11 protein-coding genes are annotated in these 17,368 nt (G+C 61.5%); 10 read left to right on the plus strand and 1 reads right to left on the minus strand.

The window, feature by feature from the left end:
- Positions 1 to 196 precede the first annotated feature (196 nt).
- The gene (locus tag KZJ38_RS29940) at positions 197 to 2,437 is read left to right on the plus strand and encodes a serine/threonine protein kinase (RefSeq protein WP_219800698.1); all 2,241 of its coding nucleotides are present in this window, start codon (positions 197 to 199) and stop codon (positions 2,435 to 2,437) included.
- A 39-nt stretch (positions 2,438 to 2,476) separates the two neighbouring features.
- On the opposite strand, the gene KZJ38_RS29945 is transcribed toward KZJ38_RS29940, so the two are convergent.
- Complete coding sequence (locus KZJ38_RS29945) at positions 2,477 to 4,396, minus strand: SUMF1/EgtB/PvdO family nonheme iron enzyme (protein WP_219800699.1); 1,920 nt, start codon at positions 4,394 to 4,396, stop codon at positions 2,477 to 2,479.
- A gap of 189 nt (positions 4,397 to 4,585) precedes the next feature.
- Between KZJ38_RS29945 and KZJ38_RS29950 the strand changes: the two genes are divergently transcribed.
- The 9 genes from KZJ38_RS29950 (at position 4,586) to KZJ38_RS29990 (ending at position 17,363) form a co-directional block, all read left to right on the plus strand.
- A complete protein-coding gene (locus KZJ38_RS29950) occupies positions 4,586 to 5,038 on the plus strand; it encodes a DUF4399 domain-containing protein (RefSeq protein ID WP_246641835.1) in 453 nt (150 codons plus the stop codon).
- Positions 5,039 to 5,101: 63 nt separating this feature from the next.
- Positions 5,102 to 5,533, plus strand: coding sequence for a DUF4399 domain-containing protein (locus KZJ38_RS29955; RefSeq protein ID WP_219800700.1), 432 nt, complete (start codon positions 5,102 to 5,104; stop codon positions 5,531 to 5,533).
- A gap of 268 nt (positions 5,534 to 5,801) precedes the next feature.
- Positions 5,802 to 6,071 carry a hypothetical protein gene (locus KZJ38_RS29960; protein WP_219800701.1) on the plus strand — a complete coding sequence of 90 codons (270 nt, stop codon included), beginning with the start codon at positions 5,802 to 5,804 and terminating at the stop codon, positions 6,069 to 6,071.
- A gap of 304 nt (positions 6,072 to 6,375) precedes the next feature.
- Entirely contained in the window at positions 6,376 to 7,890 is a 1,515-nt protein-coding gene (locus KZJ38_RS29965) for an efflux transporter outer membrane subunit (protein ID WP_425518381.1), read from the plus strand.
- Between the two features lie 151 nt (positions 7,891 to 8,041).
- Entirely contained in the window at positions 8,042 to 10,669 is a 2,628-nt protein-coding gene (locus KZJ38_RS29970) for an FHA domain-containing protein (RefSeq protein ID WP_219800702.1), read from the plus strand.
- A complete protein-coding gene (locus KZJ38_RS29975) occupies positions 10,647 to 12,020 on the plus strand; it encodes a beta-barrel domain-containing protein (protein ID WP_219800703.1) in 1,374 nt (457 codons plus the stop codon). Before KZJ38_RS29970 ends, KZJ38_RS29975 begins: the two co-directional genes overlap by 23 nt.
- A 75-nt stretch (positions 12,021 to 12,095) precedes the next feature.
- Positions 12,096 to 12,848, plus strand: a complete 753-nt coding sequence (locus KZJ38_RS29980; RefSeq protein ID WP_219800704.1) for a peptidylprolyl isomerase — start codon at positions 12,096 to 12,098, stop codon at positions 12,846 to 12,848.
- A 64-nt stretch (positions 12,849 to 12,912) separates the two neighbouring features.
- On the plus strand, positions 12,913 to 15,972 hold the full coding sequence (locus KZJ38_RS29985; RefSeq protein WP_219800705.1) for a peptidase domain-containing ABC transporter: 3,060 nt from the start codon (positions 12,913 to 12,915) through the stop codon (positions 15,970 to 15,972).
- Entirely contained in the window at positions 15,969 to 17,363 is a 1,395-nt protein-coding gene (locus KZJ38_RS29990; protein ID WP_219800706.1) for a sigma-54 interaction domain-containing protein, read from the plus strand. Before KZJ38_RS29985 ends, KZJ38_RS29990 begins: the two co-directional genes overlap by 4 nt.
- The last annotated feature ends 5 nt before the right edge of the window (positions 17,364 to 17,368 follow it).

Below are 17,368 nucleotides of genomic sequence, written 5' to 3' on the forward strand. Positions count from 1 at the left end.
GATGCTGTTGGCCGGGTCGCAACACGTGGGGTTAACCTTCGGGTTAGCCGCTGAATTTGGCCGCTGAAGTTAGTGAATTCGCGTGGCCGATTCCGTTTGCGAAAGAGAATCGTGCGGGCTACTATCGAACGAGCGCATGTAATTGATTACGACAGGATCTCCTCTATCCCAACGAGCGCTGCATCGCTTCGCACCCATGGCCAACCTTGCGCATCTGATCCGGGATTACCAGAGCGGCGCGCTTTCACACGATGCGTTCGTCGCTCAGCTCGACAGCACGTTGACGACCGACGGCATGGGCTCCGCGCGGCTCTTCGATGTGCTTCGCGAAGCGCACTCGCACACGCCGTTGCCGGCGGATCTCTATGCGGAGGTTCACCGCAGAATCGAGCAATTGCCGGTGTCGAATCTCGCCGCGGCAGGCGGCGAGGAAACGCGTGTGCAGACTACGCCAGGCCATGGCGGAGCGCCCAGCGGCGCCGGGGCGGCGGGGCCTGCGCCTGTGCATCCGGTGCCGCCGCCGTCGTCATCGCCGTCGGGAACGATCGGTGCGACGCTTGCGCACGGTGCTTCATCCGGTGAAGTCAAAGGCACGGGCGACACGCTCAATAACCGTTTCGTGCTCGAGGAGTGTCTTGGCATCGGCGGCATGGGCACCGTCTATAAGGCGCTCGATCTGCGCAAGCTCGAAGCATCGGACCGTAAGCCGTATGTCGCGATCAAGGTGCTCAATGTGCAGTTTCGCGGCAACCCGAAATCGCTGATCGCACTGCAGCGCGAAGCACGCAAGGCGCAGGTACTCGCGCACCGGAATATCGTCACCGTCTACGACTTCGATCGCGACGGCGCCATCGTCTATCTGACGATGGAATATCTGTCGGGCAAGCCGCTAAGCCAGATTCTGCGTACGCCCGATTTTCATGGCATGCCTGTGAGCGCCGCGCTGCCGATCGTGCGCGGCATGTCGGCCGCGCTTGCCTATGCGCACGAACGCGGCTTTGTGCATTGCGATTTCAAGCCCGCGAACGTGTTTCTGACCGAGCATGGCGAAGTGAAGGTGATCGACTTCGGCATCGCGCGCGTGTTTCAGCGAAGCGAGGAAGAGAACGACGCGACCGTGTTCGATCCGGGCAGTCTGGGCGCGTTGACGCCTGCCTATGCGAGCCCCGAAATGCTCGAGCATCTGGAGCCCGATCCGCGCGACGACATCTATGCGCTCGGCTGCATCACGTATGAATTGCTCACGGGGCGCCATCCGTTCGACCGGATGTCCGCGACGCAGGCGCGCGCCGCGCACAAGCAGCCGCAGCGTCCCGAGCAACTCAGTACGCGGCAATGGCGCGCCTTGCGCGCGGCGCTGTCGTTCGACCGGGCATCGCGCACGCCAACGGTCGCGCAATTTGTTGAAGAGTTTTGCGTCGATGAAGCGCGCCCGGCGAACGTCAAGGCTAAACCGCTGCAAGGCGCGTTGAGGAAGGGCGGCGATACGCCCGGTGCATGGTCGGGCTGGCCGTTGAAAGCAGGCGTTGCGGCGCTTGTTGCGCTGCTTGCCGCAGGCGTGGGTGTTTATCGCTATCGTGCCGCGCCAACGGAGGCTGTCGAACAGCAAATGTCGTCGGCTTCGGAAACGCAGGCTTCGGGCACGTTGGAGGCGCCGGCTCAAACGGGCGCGATCGGCGCATCGCAAACGGCACCGGAAACCGCCAGGCAAGCTCAGAATGAAACGCCGGTGCAAACGGCGCGCGTCACACCACCGCCGGCGCCGACGCTCGCGGCGGTCTCGCCATTGCTTGCAAAACTGCCGTGTTCCGCACTTGCAGCATCGATTAGTGGTCGAGCGGTGCAATTGCGCGGCTTTGTCGCGCAACCCGACGGCATCGACAAGCTGAAGACAACGGTCGGCACGATGCCGGGCGTCGACGCACTCAATCTCGACGTGCTGCCGCTAGGCGCGGATAAATGCGAAGTGCTCGACGCGTACGCGCCTTACTGGGCGCGCAACTGGGATGCGGGCCATGCGGCGACGCTTCATACGCGCGCATCGGGCGGACAGCTGACTGAAGGCGAACCGCTTGTTGTCGACGTATCGACGCCGGGCTACGACTCGTACGTCAACGTCGACTACTACGTGCTTGACGGTAGTGTCGTGCATCTGGTGCCGGGCCCGCGCGCCAAGGATAACCAGGCGCCGCCGCATTACAAGGCGACGATCGGCGCGGGCGGCGACTGGATCGTGTCGAAGCCGTTCGGTACGGAATTGGTCGTGCTGCTGATCACGCCGGCGCCGCTTTTCGACAGCGCGCGGCCGGAAAGCGAAGCACGCGCCGATTATCTCAGGCTGCTCGATACGAGGCTCAAGCAGATAGCTGAGAAGTACGGGCAGGACAAGATCGTCGCGGACATCGCGCCGATTACCAGCAAGGCGCGCGGGCGCTGAACACTGGGCCGCGCGGCTATTTCGGCTTTATTTCAGGTCCTATTTCAGATCTTTGGCGACGCGAAAGCCGTCTTGGGATTGACGCACGCTCTGGCTGTATTTGAAGCGCGTCGACGTGAGCATATAGTCGGCGCCTTCGCGCCAGGAACCGCCGCGGATCACGCGCATATTGCAGCCCGGTGCGTCCCATACATGGCCGTCGTTCGGTGCGCCCTGGTACGAGTTGTGCCAGCAGTCGCTGACCCATTCCCATACGCTGCCGTTCATGTCGTGCAATCCATAAGGATTCGCCGCGAATGTGCCGACGCTTTCGGGGCCCTCCTTATGCCATGGGTCGCCGCAATCCTTGCAGTTTGCCTGGCCCTTGCGCATCTGTTCGCCCCACCAGTATTTCGACGTCGTGCCCGCGCGGTCCGCATATTCCCATTCGGCTTCGGTCGGCAGGCGGTAGGGTCTGCCCGTCGTTTTAGCGAGCCATTTCACGTAGAGCTGAGCGTCGTCCCAGCTTAGATCGCGTGCCGGCGCGTTCTTCACGGAATTGTTTTCCGCAGACAGGCGCGGGCACACGTTCGCATCCGCGCATGCATTCCATTGCTCGACCGTCACTTCGTATTTACCGATCGCGAAAGGTGCCGCGATCGTTACGTGATGCGGCGGTTTTTCAGACGGGTCATCGGAGTTGCTGCCCATCGTGAATGAGCCGGCGGGCAAAGAGATCATCACGGGGCACGTTGCGCAGTCCTTGCTTTCGCCGCTTGCGGCGAATGTCGTTTTTGCGGGCGGTTGCGCGGGTGTGGGTGTAGGTGCGGGTGCGGGCGCTGCAGCCGCGGGGGGACGTTGTTGCTGCGGCGCGGGTGCGGCGGGTGCGGCAGGCGTGGTTGCCTGAGGCGCCGGCGCCGTTTGCGGTTTTTGCGCACCCGCTGCAGCCTTCAAACGTTCGATGCGCGCATGCGCAAGCGTCGCGAAGCGTCCGTTCGGATAGGCCTTCAGATAGGCTTCGTAATCGCTTGCATAGTTGCTGTCCTTGATCGAGTCCCAGAAAGTCAGCTCGTATTGCTCATTGCTGTCTTTGGGCATGATGCCGCGGCGTGGCATGCGTGCGATCGCATCGTCGTCGTACGCCGAACTCGCGAGCGAGACACGTTGCGATGCATCAAAATTCCGCGTGCCATCGAGGCTGCCGTTGCGCTTGCCATTTCCGTTGGAGCCCGATGTTTCGCGCATTGTCGACGACATCCACGGCTCTTGTTGACCGTGCGTAAGTGCCGCTACTTCGTCTGCCGCATGCTGAAGCATTGGCAACATCGCATCGATGTCGTCGCCTTGCACGCTTGGCGGCGCATTTTGAATCCGGCGCAACCACGCGCCGGTCAGCAAGCCGTGTTGCTCGCCGTCCAATGCAAACGCACCGGGCTCCGCTGCATACGCAATAAACGTTTGAGCGGGCAACGCGGGCAGCGCCGCATCGAATCGGGCAGGGCGCGCGAAAGGTTGCACCAGACATGTGTCAAGCACGACCACGTTGCGCTGCTGCGACCGCGCAACCGACATCACGCGCAATACCGCCGCGAGATCGATGCCATCGCGCACCAGCGCCGCCGGCGCGCGCGTATCGCTCCCTGCGGGAAGCAGCAAGGTGGAATGCGCGGTTTGGACTCCGTGCCCGGCGAAGTAGAAAAGACCGGTACCGCCCGCCTGCAGCCGCTTACCGAATTCGGCGATTGCCTCATTCATGGCTTGCGGCGTTGCATCAGACACGCTGACCACGTCGAAGCCTAGCGACTTCAACGCGGTATCGACAGCCGCGGCATCGTGCCGTGCGTTAGCGAGCGGGTGCGCCGGATAGTCGCTATTGCCGATCACCAGCGCGACTTTGCGTTCGGCGGAAACGGTGTCGGCGCCGGCCGCATGCGCGCTGCCGAGCCCGATCATGCATACCAGCAGGAGTGTTCGCCACATATTCAAATCCTGTCCGCTAAGAACCGTCTATGGGTACGGGACGTCTCGCCGGCCTTCATCGAAAAGATAGCACGCAGTCCGAACGTCAGAACGTTAACGAGTGTCGCGTATCTTTTTGGCAAGTTCCGTCTTCCGTCCTAAGCTGAAACAGAATCGCAAAGCCCTGACCTTCCTTCGGGAGAATGCGCCATGCGAAGAACAAGAACACCAGGCGTGCTAGCCGCGCTATTCATTGCGTCGGCGGCGTGTATCGCGCTGGGCCCATCGAGCGTGCATTCCGCCCAGCAGACGCCGTCGCCGCCCGGCGCGCAGGAATACATCATCTGGCCGTACGACGGCGCAGTCATTCAGGGCGGCAAACTCTGGGTTCGCATGGGGCTGCGCAATATGGGCGTGTGCCCGAAGGGCGTCAACGTGCCCAACACCGGGCACCACCATCTGCTGATCGATACCGACCTGCCGCCGCTCGACCAGGAAATTCCGTCCGATCGCCAGCATCTGCATTTCGGTGCGGGCGAGACCGATGCGCGCATCGAATTGCCGCCGGGCAAGCACACGCTGCAACTGCTGCTCGGCGATCAGAACCACGTGCCGCATGTGCCGCCCGTGTACTCGAAGAAAATCACGATCATCGTCAAGTGATGAGCTCTTAGGGCCTTGGCGCCCTTGGAGCGCGCGAACGATGCTCGACGGAGAGCGCCAGTCATGTACAAGATTCTTGCCGCTGCGGCGCTCGCCGCATTGATGGGCGGGTTTACGGGCAATGCGTCGGCCGGCACGACGCCAGCGCCGCGCGACGCGATTGCGTATATCGGTTACCCGAACGATGGCCAGGTCGTGCAGGCCAACAAACCGTTTCGCGTATGGTTCGGGCTGCGCTATATGGGTGTCGCGCCCAAGGGCGTCAAATATCCGAACACGGGGCATCATCATCTGCTGATCGATTGCGATCTGCCGCCGATGGACCAGGAAATTCCATCGGATCGCCAGCATCTGCATTTCGGCGCGGGCGAAACCGAGACGATGATCGTATTGCCGCCGGGTAAGCACACGCTGCAATTGCTGATGGGCGACGACAAGCATGTGCCGACCGATCCGCCGATCTATTCGAAAAAGATCACGGTGATCGCGAAATGACATGCCGCAGAGGGTGTGGCCCATGAGGCAACACCCAACAGCGTGATGTTGGCCCACACCCATCTATCTTAAGCGGCAGCACGCCTGCTTCAGCACTCCAATCAGGCAGCTCATCGAGTGAAAGCCCCCGCATTTACAGGGCTTTGCGCGCTTTGAACGAGAGCGGGCTCATCACTGGCACAGCCCATGCGTTAGTAAGCCGCGAGCAGACAAGAAATGCTCGAACCTGAAAACGCAGACCTGCGTCCACCTTCTTAGGAGAACCGTGATGAAATCGCTGATGATCAAAGACCTGCACGTTACCGAACAACTCGACAGCAAGGCCATGAAGGCCGTGCGTGGCGGCTATGTCGCCTACCCGTACTTCCCGAGCCTGTCGTTCAAGTTCGACGACAGCAAGACCGTCTCCGCGCAGCAGCTCATTGACCAGTCGCAATCGGTCAACAACGTGAGCGGCAACGGCAACGCGTTCGCGAAGAACTTCAACACCACGATCACGCCGACCATGACCGCGACGAACAACGTCAACGTCTATTAATTGGCCTGACGGCTCCGCGGAGGCTGGACCGGGCCTTCCGCGGGCCGCATTGCAGTGCCGATGCAGTGTGCGCATTGCCATACCGATCGCACTCCAGCACCGTTTTCCGTTAAGCGGTCGCGCATCAAAAAGCAGATAAGCAGAATCGTCCTTTCCATACGGCCCGCCCGGCGCACTCCGCCTCGACGCACGCCTTCCAGTACACCTCGATTCACGCGGATATCGATAGAGATGCCGCGCGGGACGTGCTTTACTTGAATCGCGCGCCTTGCTGTGGCATCGCCGGGATCGTTCGGAGAATACCGTGTCCGTGTCGCCTCGTTCATTGGTTCGCCGCTTGACCGGATGGGTCCGCAACCGCATCGCGCAGCGGACCTGCGATCGCCGCACTGTCATACGCGGGTCTGCCGTCGCCGGTATCGCCATCGAGGCGCTCTTTACCTGTGCATTGCTGGGCGGCTGCATCGATGCCCACGTGCCGGACTACAAACGCCCGGACACGCCTGCCAAAGCATCATGGACTGATCACACCGACGCGTCGGTCTCGGCGTCCGACACGATCGAGCCGGACTGGTGGAAGACCTTCCAGGACCCGTACCTGAACACGCTGATCGCGAAGTCGATCGACGGCAACTTCGACATCAAGATTCTCGCCGCGCGTATCAACGTAGCCGGCGCACAGATTGCCGAAGCCAAAGCGGGCGCCTTGCCGACGATGGATCTCGGCGCCGGCGCGAATTTCGAAAAAACCACTGGCGTGCCGTTTTCCAGGCAGTACAACCTCGCGACCCAGGTGAACTGGGACATCGATATCTGGGGCAAAGTCGAGAAAGGCGTGCAGGCGCAAAAAGCCGAGTTTCGCGCGACCGAAGCCGACTGGCGCGCAGGGTACCTGGAACTGGTGTCGAACGTATCGACCACCTATTTCCAGATCCTGCAGTTCGACGATCAGATCGAACAGCAGCAGAAAATGATCGACGCAAACCGGCAAATCCTGACGATCTTCCAGGGCATGAACGCAAGCGGCCTGATACCGAAGACGCAGGTGCTGCGCGAGCAGGCCGAGATCAACCGTCTGACGAAGGATCTGCTCGATCTGCGCCGTTCGCGCGATCTCGCGAACAACGCGTTGTGCACGCTGATCGGCGTGCCGGCCGGCGAATACAAGGTGCCGCCCGGGCATTTGCAGCAGCGCGTGCAATTGCCGCCGGTGCCGGCCGGCTTGCCGTCGCAACTTTTGGCACGGCGCCCGGATATCGTCGCATCCGAATTGCGTGTGCTCGAGTCGTACGATCTGGTCGGCGAAGCGAAGCTCGCGCAATTGCCGACCGTGAGTCTTACCGCGCACGGCGGCACGGCAAGCCTCGCTTTGTCGGACTTGCTGAAAACGTTCACGTTCGGCGTGATGCCGAGCATCAACATTCCGATTCTCGACCCGGGCGTGCGCGCACATGTGAAAACGACCGAAGCGCAGGCCACGGTGGCCGAGCAGGAATACCGGCGCACGGTGATGGGTGCGTTTGAAGAAGTCGAAAGCGCGCTCGTGAATCTGAATGCGCACAAGGCGCAACGCGTGGAGTTGGTGCAGCAGGTCGAGCGCCTGCGCATCGTCGCGGATCAGGTCGATGCACAGTTGAAAGAGGGCGTTATTTCGCAGCTCGATGTGTTCGAAACGGACCGGTCGTATCTCGAAGCGCAGCTCGAGCTGGTGTTGAACCATCAGCAGATTCTGTCGGACACGGTATTGCTCTACAAGGCACTGGGCGGCGGTTGGCCGCCGGTCGATATCCAGATGCAAGTGAACGATTCAAAGAATTGACTACCGTCATGCGTGACTTAAAATCGCTGTGTGCCCGCCGCCCCCTGTTTCGGGCCGCCCGCGCGCTCTCTGCCGCGCTTTCTGACGGCATTCCTCTGACGCTTCGACCCGATGGAAGCGGCAGCGGGTATACGCTTAGTGATCCAGAAAGATGAACCCCGGCGAAGCTTCGATTGCTGAGATGCGGGCGACTCTGAACCAGGAGTTCGATGTCGTGCTTGTGCCGGTTTCAGACCCGGCACTTGGCGCGATCCGTATCAGCGAGAGTCTCTTTGCCATCGGCCGCAGCGAGGCGCCGTTCGCCGATTATCCGCATGAGCGCGTGGCCCGCCTGTCGCGGCGTCATGCACGAATCTTCTCCGAACATGGCGCGGTTTATGTCGCCGATCTCGACAGCAAGAACGGCACATCGGTCAATGGCGTTAGCGTGCGTGAATCGCCAAGCCGCGTGCGAGCCGGCGACCAGTTGTGCTTCGGCGGCGAGTTGGCCTATCGCGTCGGCATCGAGCCGCGCGCGTTCGATGCGGCTGCGGCGCTTGCCGCGCAGCAGGTGAGCGTCACGCTTGTTCCGGAACGCGCCGACCTTGGCCTCGAACCGATCGACGTGCAGGCGTTTCCGTTTCTCGTCAGCAAAACCGATCCGCTGTTCTCGCGTTACAAGGAACGCTTCCCGCATCAGGTCAACTACATTTCGCGCCGCCACGCGCATCTGTTTCTGCGTGGCGGCGAGCCGTACGTCGAGGATCTGGGCAGTACGAACGGTACGTTTGTCGGAGGAAAACGACTCGACGAATCGGCGCTCGCGCTGCATGACGGCGATGTGCTCGGATTCGGCAGCGACCATTTCGTCTATCGCGTGAAGGTGCACAAGGCGTCCGAGATCGAACCGACCGTTACGCATCTGATGGCGCGTCATGCGTCGCACGAGGCGGCGGCGGACCGCGCCGTGCCGGATGAAAAATCCTCGGCTTCGCAACCGGCGCCGGTGCCGGCACCGACGCCTGCACCCCCGATCGAGCCCGCGATCGATATGGACAAGACGACCTTTGTCGGCGCCGCGCATTCGTTCCTCGATATTTTCTATGTCGATCGCGCGGTGCAGCGCGAGGACGAAGTCAATGAAGCTGCACGGCCTGCGGCGACCAATCATGCCGCGGACGAGCCGCGTTCGCGCCGGCCGCGTAACCTCTTTAGCGCGCTTGCGGGCGAGTACGCACGCGCATTCGCGGGCGGCGACCGCAAGACGCTGCGTCGCATCGGCATCGGTTTGCTTGCGGTCGTGATAGTGATCGCGGCCGTGGCGACCGCGCTTTATATGAGGGGCGCTTCGGAGCGTGAACTCAAGCATCTGCTCGCGAGCGGCGACGACGAACAGGCGTTGTTCGTCGCTAACGCTTATCTCGCGCGCCATCCGACCGACGATGCGGTCAAGGCACTGGCGAGCGTTGCGCTGATGAAGGCGCGCGTGCCCGGCTGGCTCGACGCATTGCGTGCGGGGCAGTTCGACCGCGCGGCGGCGTTGATCGGCGGGATGAAGGCGTCGAGTGCGGGCAATACCGATACCGCGCCGTTGATCGACGAACTGCAATGGGTCGGCGAACTCGAGCGTTTTGCGGCGCGACGCCGAACCGCCGCGGCGGCCGGCAGCGGCCAGCCGGGCGGCGACGCGCCGATACAAATCTACGGCGACGAGGCGAGCATCAACCGCCTGCTCCAGCACTGGGACGACGACCCTAAAAGCCATCAGCGCACGCTCGATCGAATCGCATCGTATGTGCCGCAATTTGCAGACCCTTATGCGCTTGCCCTGAGCCATCTGCGCAAACTGCAAAGCGACGACTCGGTGTATGTCGCCGCCATCGATCGGCTCAACACAACGATCAGCACCGAACTCGCGCGCGACAAACCGGATGCGCTGACGGCCGTGTTCGACGACTATGCGCAGCGCTATCCGCGGCTTGCCGGCCTCGACAGTCTGCGTGCCGACCTGCGCCAATACATCGACCTCCTGAATGCACTGCTGGCCCGACGCCTGACACCGCTGCTCACGCAGATGAAGCAGGTTCGATTCACGACGCCGCCGTTTCAGGCGCAATACCGCCAGCTGGCCGCTTCGCGTTTGCCGTCGCCGGATGTGATTCGCCAGCACGACGATGCGATTGCCGCGTGGCAGCGCGGCGATACGCAAAAGGCGCTCGACGGCTTGCAACAGATTGCAGGCGGTGCATGGTCCCAGGAAATCGCCGCCGAATACGCGCATAAGAAGGCACTCGCCGCACAATTCGCGGATCTGCAAAGCCGTCGCGGCGGCAAAGACTATCAGCAGCGTCTGCTGTCGTTTTATGCCGGGCTCGATCCGGCCGAAGACGTGTGGTTCGTGCGCGCAGTCGCGCCGGACGTCGCGTCGCTGCGCGGCAACGCATTGGCGCAGGCCCATGCCCAGCTCGAACGCGCGCAGACATTGTGGCGCCAGTACCGCGCGAACGGTTCGATCGGCGGCACGCAGCGGCTCGAATCGGGCATTTCCGACAAGTTTCGCAGCCAGGCGCGCTTGCTGACCGACGCGCAGGCGTTCGCGCATCAGGGCATGCGCGTCTATACGCAGCTCAAAGCCGATCATCCGTCGCAGTGGGATCAGCTCGTCGAAGACATCGATGCGGAGAGCGCTTTGCAGCGCCGCTCGCTCGAAGAACTGCGCATGGTGCTCGAACCAGGCCTGCTGAAGGCCAAGCTTGCATTGATCGGAGGCGAAGACGGTGAAGCGCGATCCTCACCCTAAGCCGTTGCACGAGGCGCTCGAGGACCACAGCGTCGAGGGCATTGCGATTTTGACCGCGGAGCCGGTGCGTATCGCGCAGGCGCTCGTGCTGGCGATGGTCGCGCTCGTGGCGGCCGGTTTGCTATGGTCGTTTTTCGGCCGCGCGGATGTGATCGTTACCGCGCAAGGGACCTTATCGCCGGAATCGGAGGTGCGGCGCATCTATGCGCCGATCGACGGCGAACTCGCGGACCTCTTTATCGCCGAAGGTCAGCCGGTATCGAAAGGCGATGTGCTCGCACGGCTCAACGCACGCGGTGCGATCGAAGCCGCGACCAATGCGCTGCAGGCGCAGTTGAAACTCGACGATGCCGAGCGCGAATGGAAGCAGTTTCCCGAGAAGAAGGAACTGATGGAGCGAAAAGCCGCCGCGCTCAAGGCTCAGCTCGAAGTCGAAGAACGGCTGCACGAAAACCGCGTTTCCGAAGGCACGACTAAGCTTGCCGAAGGGCAAAAAGCGGCGCTCGAGGAAGCGCGCAGCAATCTCGACAATGCGCGCCACCTTCGTGACGCGACGCGTAGCGAGTTCGACAAATACGCGCGTCTTTTCGCGCAACCGGGCGGCGGCGGTGTCGCGGAACTGCAGGTCGAGCAGAAGCGCAACGCGTATCTGGAAGCAGAAAACGCCTATCGTGTCGCGCAATCGAAACTGACCGAGCTCGATTTCAAGCTCAGCCACGAGTTCGCCGAAGCGAATGCGCAGCTTGAAACGAGCGGCCAGCAGGCGACCAGCCTCAAGCTGCAATACGACGCGGCCGTGCGCGAGATTACGAGCACCGAAGACAAGCTGCGTCTGCAACTGCAAACTGCGCGCCTCGTATCGGATGCAGCGGCGCGCATCCGCTTCGAGAATATCGACAAGGACAACTTCCTGCTGATTCTCGCTCCGGTGTCGGGCGTGATTACCGATGTCACGTCGACGCAGACGGGCGACAAGATCCAGTCCAATGCGCCGCTTGGCGGCATCGCGCCTAAAGATGCGCGCCCGGTGCTAAAGATCGAAATCGCCGAGCGCGACCGCGCATTCCTGCATGAAGGCATGGCGGTGAAGATGAAATTCAATGCGTTTCCGTATCAGCGCTACGGGATCATCAAAGGCACGCTTGCCTATATTTCGCCGGCCACGAAACCTTCCGGACCCGACAAGCAGCCGGTATACGAAGGCCGCGTGACACTCGACAAAGACTACTACCAGGTGGCGGAAAACCGCTACCCGTTGCGTTACGGCATGACCGCGAGCGCGGAAATCGTCGTGCGCGAACGCAGGTTGATCGATCTCGGACTCGACCCGTTCCGGCAACTGGCCGGATAGCAGAAAACAAGCGCCTTTAACCGATGCATGGCACGCACGTCGGCACGCAGGCGCATAACCAAAGGAGCGAAGGAGATGACCGCGATTGTACGAATCGATGATGAAGTCGTCGACGATGCCGAGTTCATACGTTTGCTGAAACTGACGGGCCAGTTCGAAAGCCTGATCGAACAGCTCGTGCGCGACAAGCTCACGGTGCATGCGGCGAAGAAGCACGGCATTACCGTGAGCGCCGACGACATCCAGCAGCGCGCGGACCAGTTTCGCCGCGTACGTGGCCTGCATCGTGCGGCCGAAACGAACCAGTATCTCGATGCGATGGGCGTATCGCTCGATCAATTCGAATCGTTCATCACGGATGGTCTCTACCAGGAAAAGATGCTCGACAGCATCGCCGACGATCACGCGATCGAAGCCTACTTTTCGCTGAATTCGCCGAAGTTCGATGCGATCGAGGTCAGCCATATCGTGCTCGATAGCGAAGGGAAGGCGAAGGAGATGATCTCGTATCTGCACGACGATCCCGACAGCTTCGCCGATATGGCGCGCGAGCATTCCATTGCCGATACGGGCGCGGCGGGCGGCGTGATCGGCAAGGTGCTGCGCGGATCGCTGAAGCCCGATATCGAGGCGAAGATCTTCAATGCGGGCGTCGGCGATCTGCTTGGGCCGTTTGCCTCGTCGGACCGTTCGTGCTTCGAAATTTTCGCGGTCACCGCGAAGTATCCGGCCACGCTCGACGACGATGTCACATCGGAAATCCGGCGCCTGCTGCGCGAGGAATGGCTGATGGCGCGTGCGCAGGAACACATTATCGAGGCGCGCTGACGGCACGGGGCAGCTGAACCTGTTTGCCGCTGCATCGCCATGAATTCGACGAGACGCCACTGATATGGACGCTCCTCCGCAAACGTCGCCATCCACAGCCGATTTTCTCGCGTCGGTTGAAATCCTGTCGCCGTTTTCGCGCGACGAGATCGAGCGCCTCGCCGCGCAGGCGCAATCGCGCTTCTATACGTTCGGCGAAACAGTCTGCAACGCCGGAGATCCGGCCGATGGGCTGTTCGTGATCAAATCGGGCTCCGTGCGCATTTTTACTGACGAGCACGGCAAGGAAATCAGCATGGGGGTGCGCAAGCAGGGCGAGATCTTCGGCGAGATCGCCATGCTGCGTGCTTACGTGCATGAATCGTCGGTGCGCGCGTCCGCCAAAACGGAATTGCTGTTTATTCCGCATGCGGCAATCGAGCCGGTGATCGTCGCCAATCAGGCCGCGCATGCGTTTGTGGCGAGCTATGTGGCGATCAATTCCGCGGGCGGCTTTGTCGCGCAACTGTTCGATCTGCGCGGCAAGCTCAACAAGACCGAACTCGAAGAATATGTGCGCAGCGTGGGCGTTAAGCGGGTAAGCGCCGGCAAGGAAATTCTCAGGCAGGACACGCGCGACGATCGGCGCCTTTACGTGGTGCGGCAGGGGGAAGTCAAGATCGTGCGCAACGAGGACGGTCACGACTACACGATCGCGACGTTGCGCGATGGCGAGATATTCGGCGAAAAGGCCTGCTTGATGCGCCAGGAGCAAATGGCGTCTGTCGTCGCGAGCACTGATACGCGGCTGCTTGTGATTCCCGAGCGCACCGTGCATTTCATCCTCGAGCGCAATCCGAAGCTGCGCGAGGTGCTCGACGAACGCATCCGTTATGCGGACCGCGAGCTCGAGCGCCAGAAACGGCTCGAGCAGCGGCGCAAGCGTCCGCTGACGCTCGATCTGCATACGAAGCCGGAATTCGGCGAGCGCGTGATCAAGCGGTTTCCGCTCGTTGAGCAGGCGGAGGAAATGGACTGTGGCGCCGCGTGTCTTGCGATGATCTGCAAGCACTACGGCATTCCAATGACGCTTGGCAAGCTGCGCGAACTCGCCAATGTGACGACGCAGGGCGCGACCCTGGACAGCCTCGCGCGCGCGGGCGAAGCGCTCGGCTTTACCACGCATGGCGTGCAGTGCACGTTCGATTCGCTGCGCGGCTTCGAGCTGCCGTTCATCATTCACTGGGAGGGCTACCACTATGTGGTGGTGTACGGCGTATCGCATGACACGGTGTGGCTTGCGGACCCGGCGCTCGGCTTCAGGAAACTCGCTGTTGAAGATTTCGAGCGCGGCTGGAGCGGCACATGTCTGTTGTTTACGCCTGGTGCGAATCTGATCCAACTCGCCGCGTCGCGTTCGCCGTGGCTGCGTTTTATCGGTTACCTGACGCCGTATCGCAAGATTCTTGCGTACCTGTTTCTGGCGACTTTCGTGATTCAGGTGCTTGGGGTGATTCCGCCGCTGATCATCCAGAACATTCTCGATGGCGTGATCGTTCACCAGAACATCGGGCTGCTGCATCTGCTGATTATCGGGCTCATCATCTCGAATGTGTTTTCGCAGCTGATGTCGACGATACGCGCGTACCTGTCGAACTTTATGGTGCGCAACATGGACTTCGCGATGATGTCGCAGTTCTTCAAGCACACGTTGTCGTTGCCGTTTTCGTTCTTTGCGAAGCGCAAGACCGGCGATATTTTCGCGCGCTTCCAGGAGAACCAGACGATACGCGCCTTCCTCACGGAATCGACCGTGACCACCGCGCTGAACCTGCTGATGGTGTTCATCTACTTCGCGATCATGTTTTTCTACAACGTGAAGATGACACTGACGCTGATCGCGTTCGTCATTCCGATTATCGCGTTGACGGTGATTGCGACACCGAAAATCAAGGCCTATGCGCGCGAGGTGTTCGCCGCGTCGACCGATTCGAAAGCGTTCCTGATGGAGGCGCTGTCCGGCGTCGAAACGGTGAAGGGCATGGGCATCGAACGTCCTGTGCGGCTGCGCTGGGAAAAAAAGTATGCGAAGGCGCTTGAAGTGCAGTACCGCGCACATGCGTTCAACATCATGGTCGGCTTCGGCAGCCAGTTGCTCAATGCCGCGACGACCATCGCGATTCTGTGGGTCGGCGCGAACCTCGTGCTCGCGCGCGAAATGACGATCGGGCAACTGATTGCATTCAACGCGTTTATGGGCAGCGTGCTGAGTCCGCTGATGGGGCTCGTTGGCTTGTGGAGCATGCTCAACGACGCGGGCGTGGCAATGGAGCGCCTGGGCGATGTGCTCGATATCGAGCCGGAGCAGAAACCGCAGGACCTTCAATCGCGCGTGATGCTGCCCGATCTGCAAGGCGAAATCAGCCTCAATGGCGTCTATTTCCGCTATGGCGAGAGCGACGCGCCGTATGTACTCGAAAACATCAGCTTCGATATCAAGCCTGGCGAACTCGTGGCGATCGTGGGGCGCAGCGGTTCGGGCAAGACGACGCTCGCGAAGCTGCTGGTCGGCTTCTATGCTCCGAGCGAAGGCAAGATGACCGTCGACGGTTACGACCTCAATGTGGTCGACAAAGGCTATTACCGCGCGCAGATCGGCTATGTGATGCAGACCAATCTGCTGTTTTCGGGGACGATCGCCGAAAACATCGCGAGCGGCGACGATACGCCCGACCGGCGCCGCATCGAGGAAGTCGCGAAGATGGCCGACGCGCATGGGTTTATCGCCAGGATGCCGCTCGGTTACGAACAGGTGGTCGGCGAGCGCGGCATCGGGCTATCGGGTGGGCAGATCCAGCGGCTTTGCATCGCGCGAGCGCTGTATCACGACCCACGGCTGCTCGTGTTCGACGAAGCGACCTCGGCGCTCGATACGCAATCGGAGAGCAATATTCTCAGCAATATGCATGACATTCTGAAGGGCCGCACCGCGGTGATCATCGCGCACCGGTTGAGCACGATCATGCGGGCGGACAAGATCCTCGTGCTGTATGAAGGCGCGATCGTCGAGCAGGGGCGGCACGAGGAGCTCGTCAACCGGAAGGGCATGTACTACCAGCTCGTCCAGAAACAGTTGAGCGCGTGATGAAAATACTCGACCAGCCGGAAGACAACAGCCCCGCGATTTCCTATGCAGGGCTGATCGAAAAGATTGAAATTCTTCGTTCTACGCTGCGCTGGTCCTCACGGCTTGAGCGCGCGGACATCGAAAAGCTGTTGCGCCAGGCGAGCGTGCTGCGCGACGAAGTGATGCAGCTATCGCACAAGGAGCGTTTCGTGCAGGCCGCAACGGCCGAGCCGGAACGCGCGGCGGCCATTGAACAGGCCCAGACGCGCGGCGCCCGGCGCGAAGCGCTGCTGGCGCGCAGTTTTATTTTCGAGGGCACGTTCGGCGACAATCCGAAGCTGCTGGAAGCGCTGGAGATTGCCGAGAAAGCCGCGCCGACCGATTTGCCGGTGTTGATCGACGGCGAAAGCGGCACCGGCAAGGAACTGATGGCGAAGGTGATCCACGCGAACGGCAGCCGCGCGGACAAGCCGTTTATATCGGTGAACTGCGGGGCGATTCCGGACAATCTGCTCGAGTCGGAACTGTTCGGTCATCGCAAGGGCGCGTTTACCGGCGCATCGAACGATCGCAAGGGAAAGTTCGAAAGTGCGCATACGGGAACGATTTTTCTCGACGAGATCGGCGAGCTGCCGTTGCCGGGGCAGGTGAAACTGCTAAGAGTGCTCGAGGCGCACGAGATCCAGCGCGTCGGTTCCGACGAGCCGATCGCGGTCGATACGCGCATCGTCGCGGCGACCAACCGCAATTTGCGCAAGCTTAGCGAGCAGGGCACGTTTCGCGAGGATCTGTTTTACCGGCTTAGCGTGATTCATGTGACCTTGCCGCCGCTGCGCGAGCGTCGCGATGAAATCCCGCTGCTGTTCTCGTACTTCGGCGACGAAGCGGCGGGTGCGCTCAAGCGCCGGCCGGTCAGAATGACGCCGCGTCTGCGCGATTTCCTGCTGACGTACGCGTATCCGGGCAATATCCGCGAGCTGCGCAACATCCTGTATCGCGTGTCGTGCCTTGCCGGCGATATCGCCGATATCGAACACCTGCCGGTCGATGTGCGGCCCGCGGTTGGTTCACCGTCGGCCGTTGCGGCGTCGGCGGCGCTCGGAGTCGGGGCGGCGATAAACGGCGGAGGAGCCGAGGCGGGCATATCGAATCTGCTGTCGCTAAGCGATGCGAAGCGCGCCGCTAGCGACGAAGCGGAAAAGGCATTCCTGCAGCGCGGCTTGCGTGAAGTGGGCGGCACCGTGGCGGAACTCGCGAGGCGCGTCGATATGAATCGCTCGCACTTGCAGATGCTGTTGAAAAAGCACGGGCTGCATTCGAAGGACTTTCGTCATCTTCAGCCACCGCGCGGCGCATCGCAAAAGAGCCATGCGGACGACGCCGATGAGAGCGAGGCGGACATGCGCTAGGCACA

Source organism: Paraburkholderia edwinii (genome assembly GCF_019428685.1).
Taxonomy (GTDB): domain Bacteria; phylum Pseudomonadota; class Gammaproteobacteria; order Burkholderiales; family Burkholderiaceae; genus Paraburkholderia; species Paraburkholderia edwinii.

What these genes read in the sequence shown, in the direction of transcription:
- KZJ38_RS29985 (WP_219800705.1), top strand. Translation starts at nt 12,913, where the DNA reads ATGGACGCTCCTCCGCAAACGTCGCCATCCACAGCCGATTTTCTCGCG.
- KZJ38_RS29970 (WP_219800702.1), top strand. Translation starts at nt 8,042, where the DNA reads ATGAACCCCGGCGAAGCTTCGATTGCTGAGATGCGGGCGACTCTGAAC.
- KZJ38_RS29980 (WP_219800704.1), top strand. Translation starts at nt 12,096, where the DNA reads ATGACCGCGATTGTACGAATCGATGATGAAGTCGTCGACGATGCCGAG.
- KZJ38_RS29950 (WP_246641835.1), top strand. Translation starts at nt 4,586, where the DNA reads ATGCGAAGAACAAGAACACCAGGCGTGCTAGCCGCGCTATTCATTGCG.
- KZJ38_RS29960 (WP_219800701.1), top strand. Translation starts at nt 5,802, where the DNA reads ATGAAATCGCTGATGATCAAAGACCTGCACGTTACCGAACAACTCGAC.
- KZJ38_RS29940 (WP_219800698.1), top strand. Translation starts at nt 197, where the DNA reads ATGGCCAACCTTGCGCATCTGATCCGGGATTACCAGAGCGGCGCGCTT.
- KZJ38_RS29945 (WP_219800699.1), bottom strand. Translation starts at nt 4,396, where the DNA reads ATGTGGCGAACACTCCTGCTGGTATGCATGATCGGGCTCGGCAGCGCG.
- KZJ38_RS29955 (WP_219800700.1), top strand. Translation starts at nt 5,102, where the DNA reads ATGTACAAGATTCTTGCCGCTGCGGCGCTCGCCGCATTGATGGGCGGG.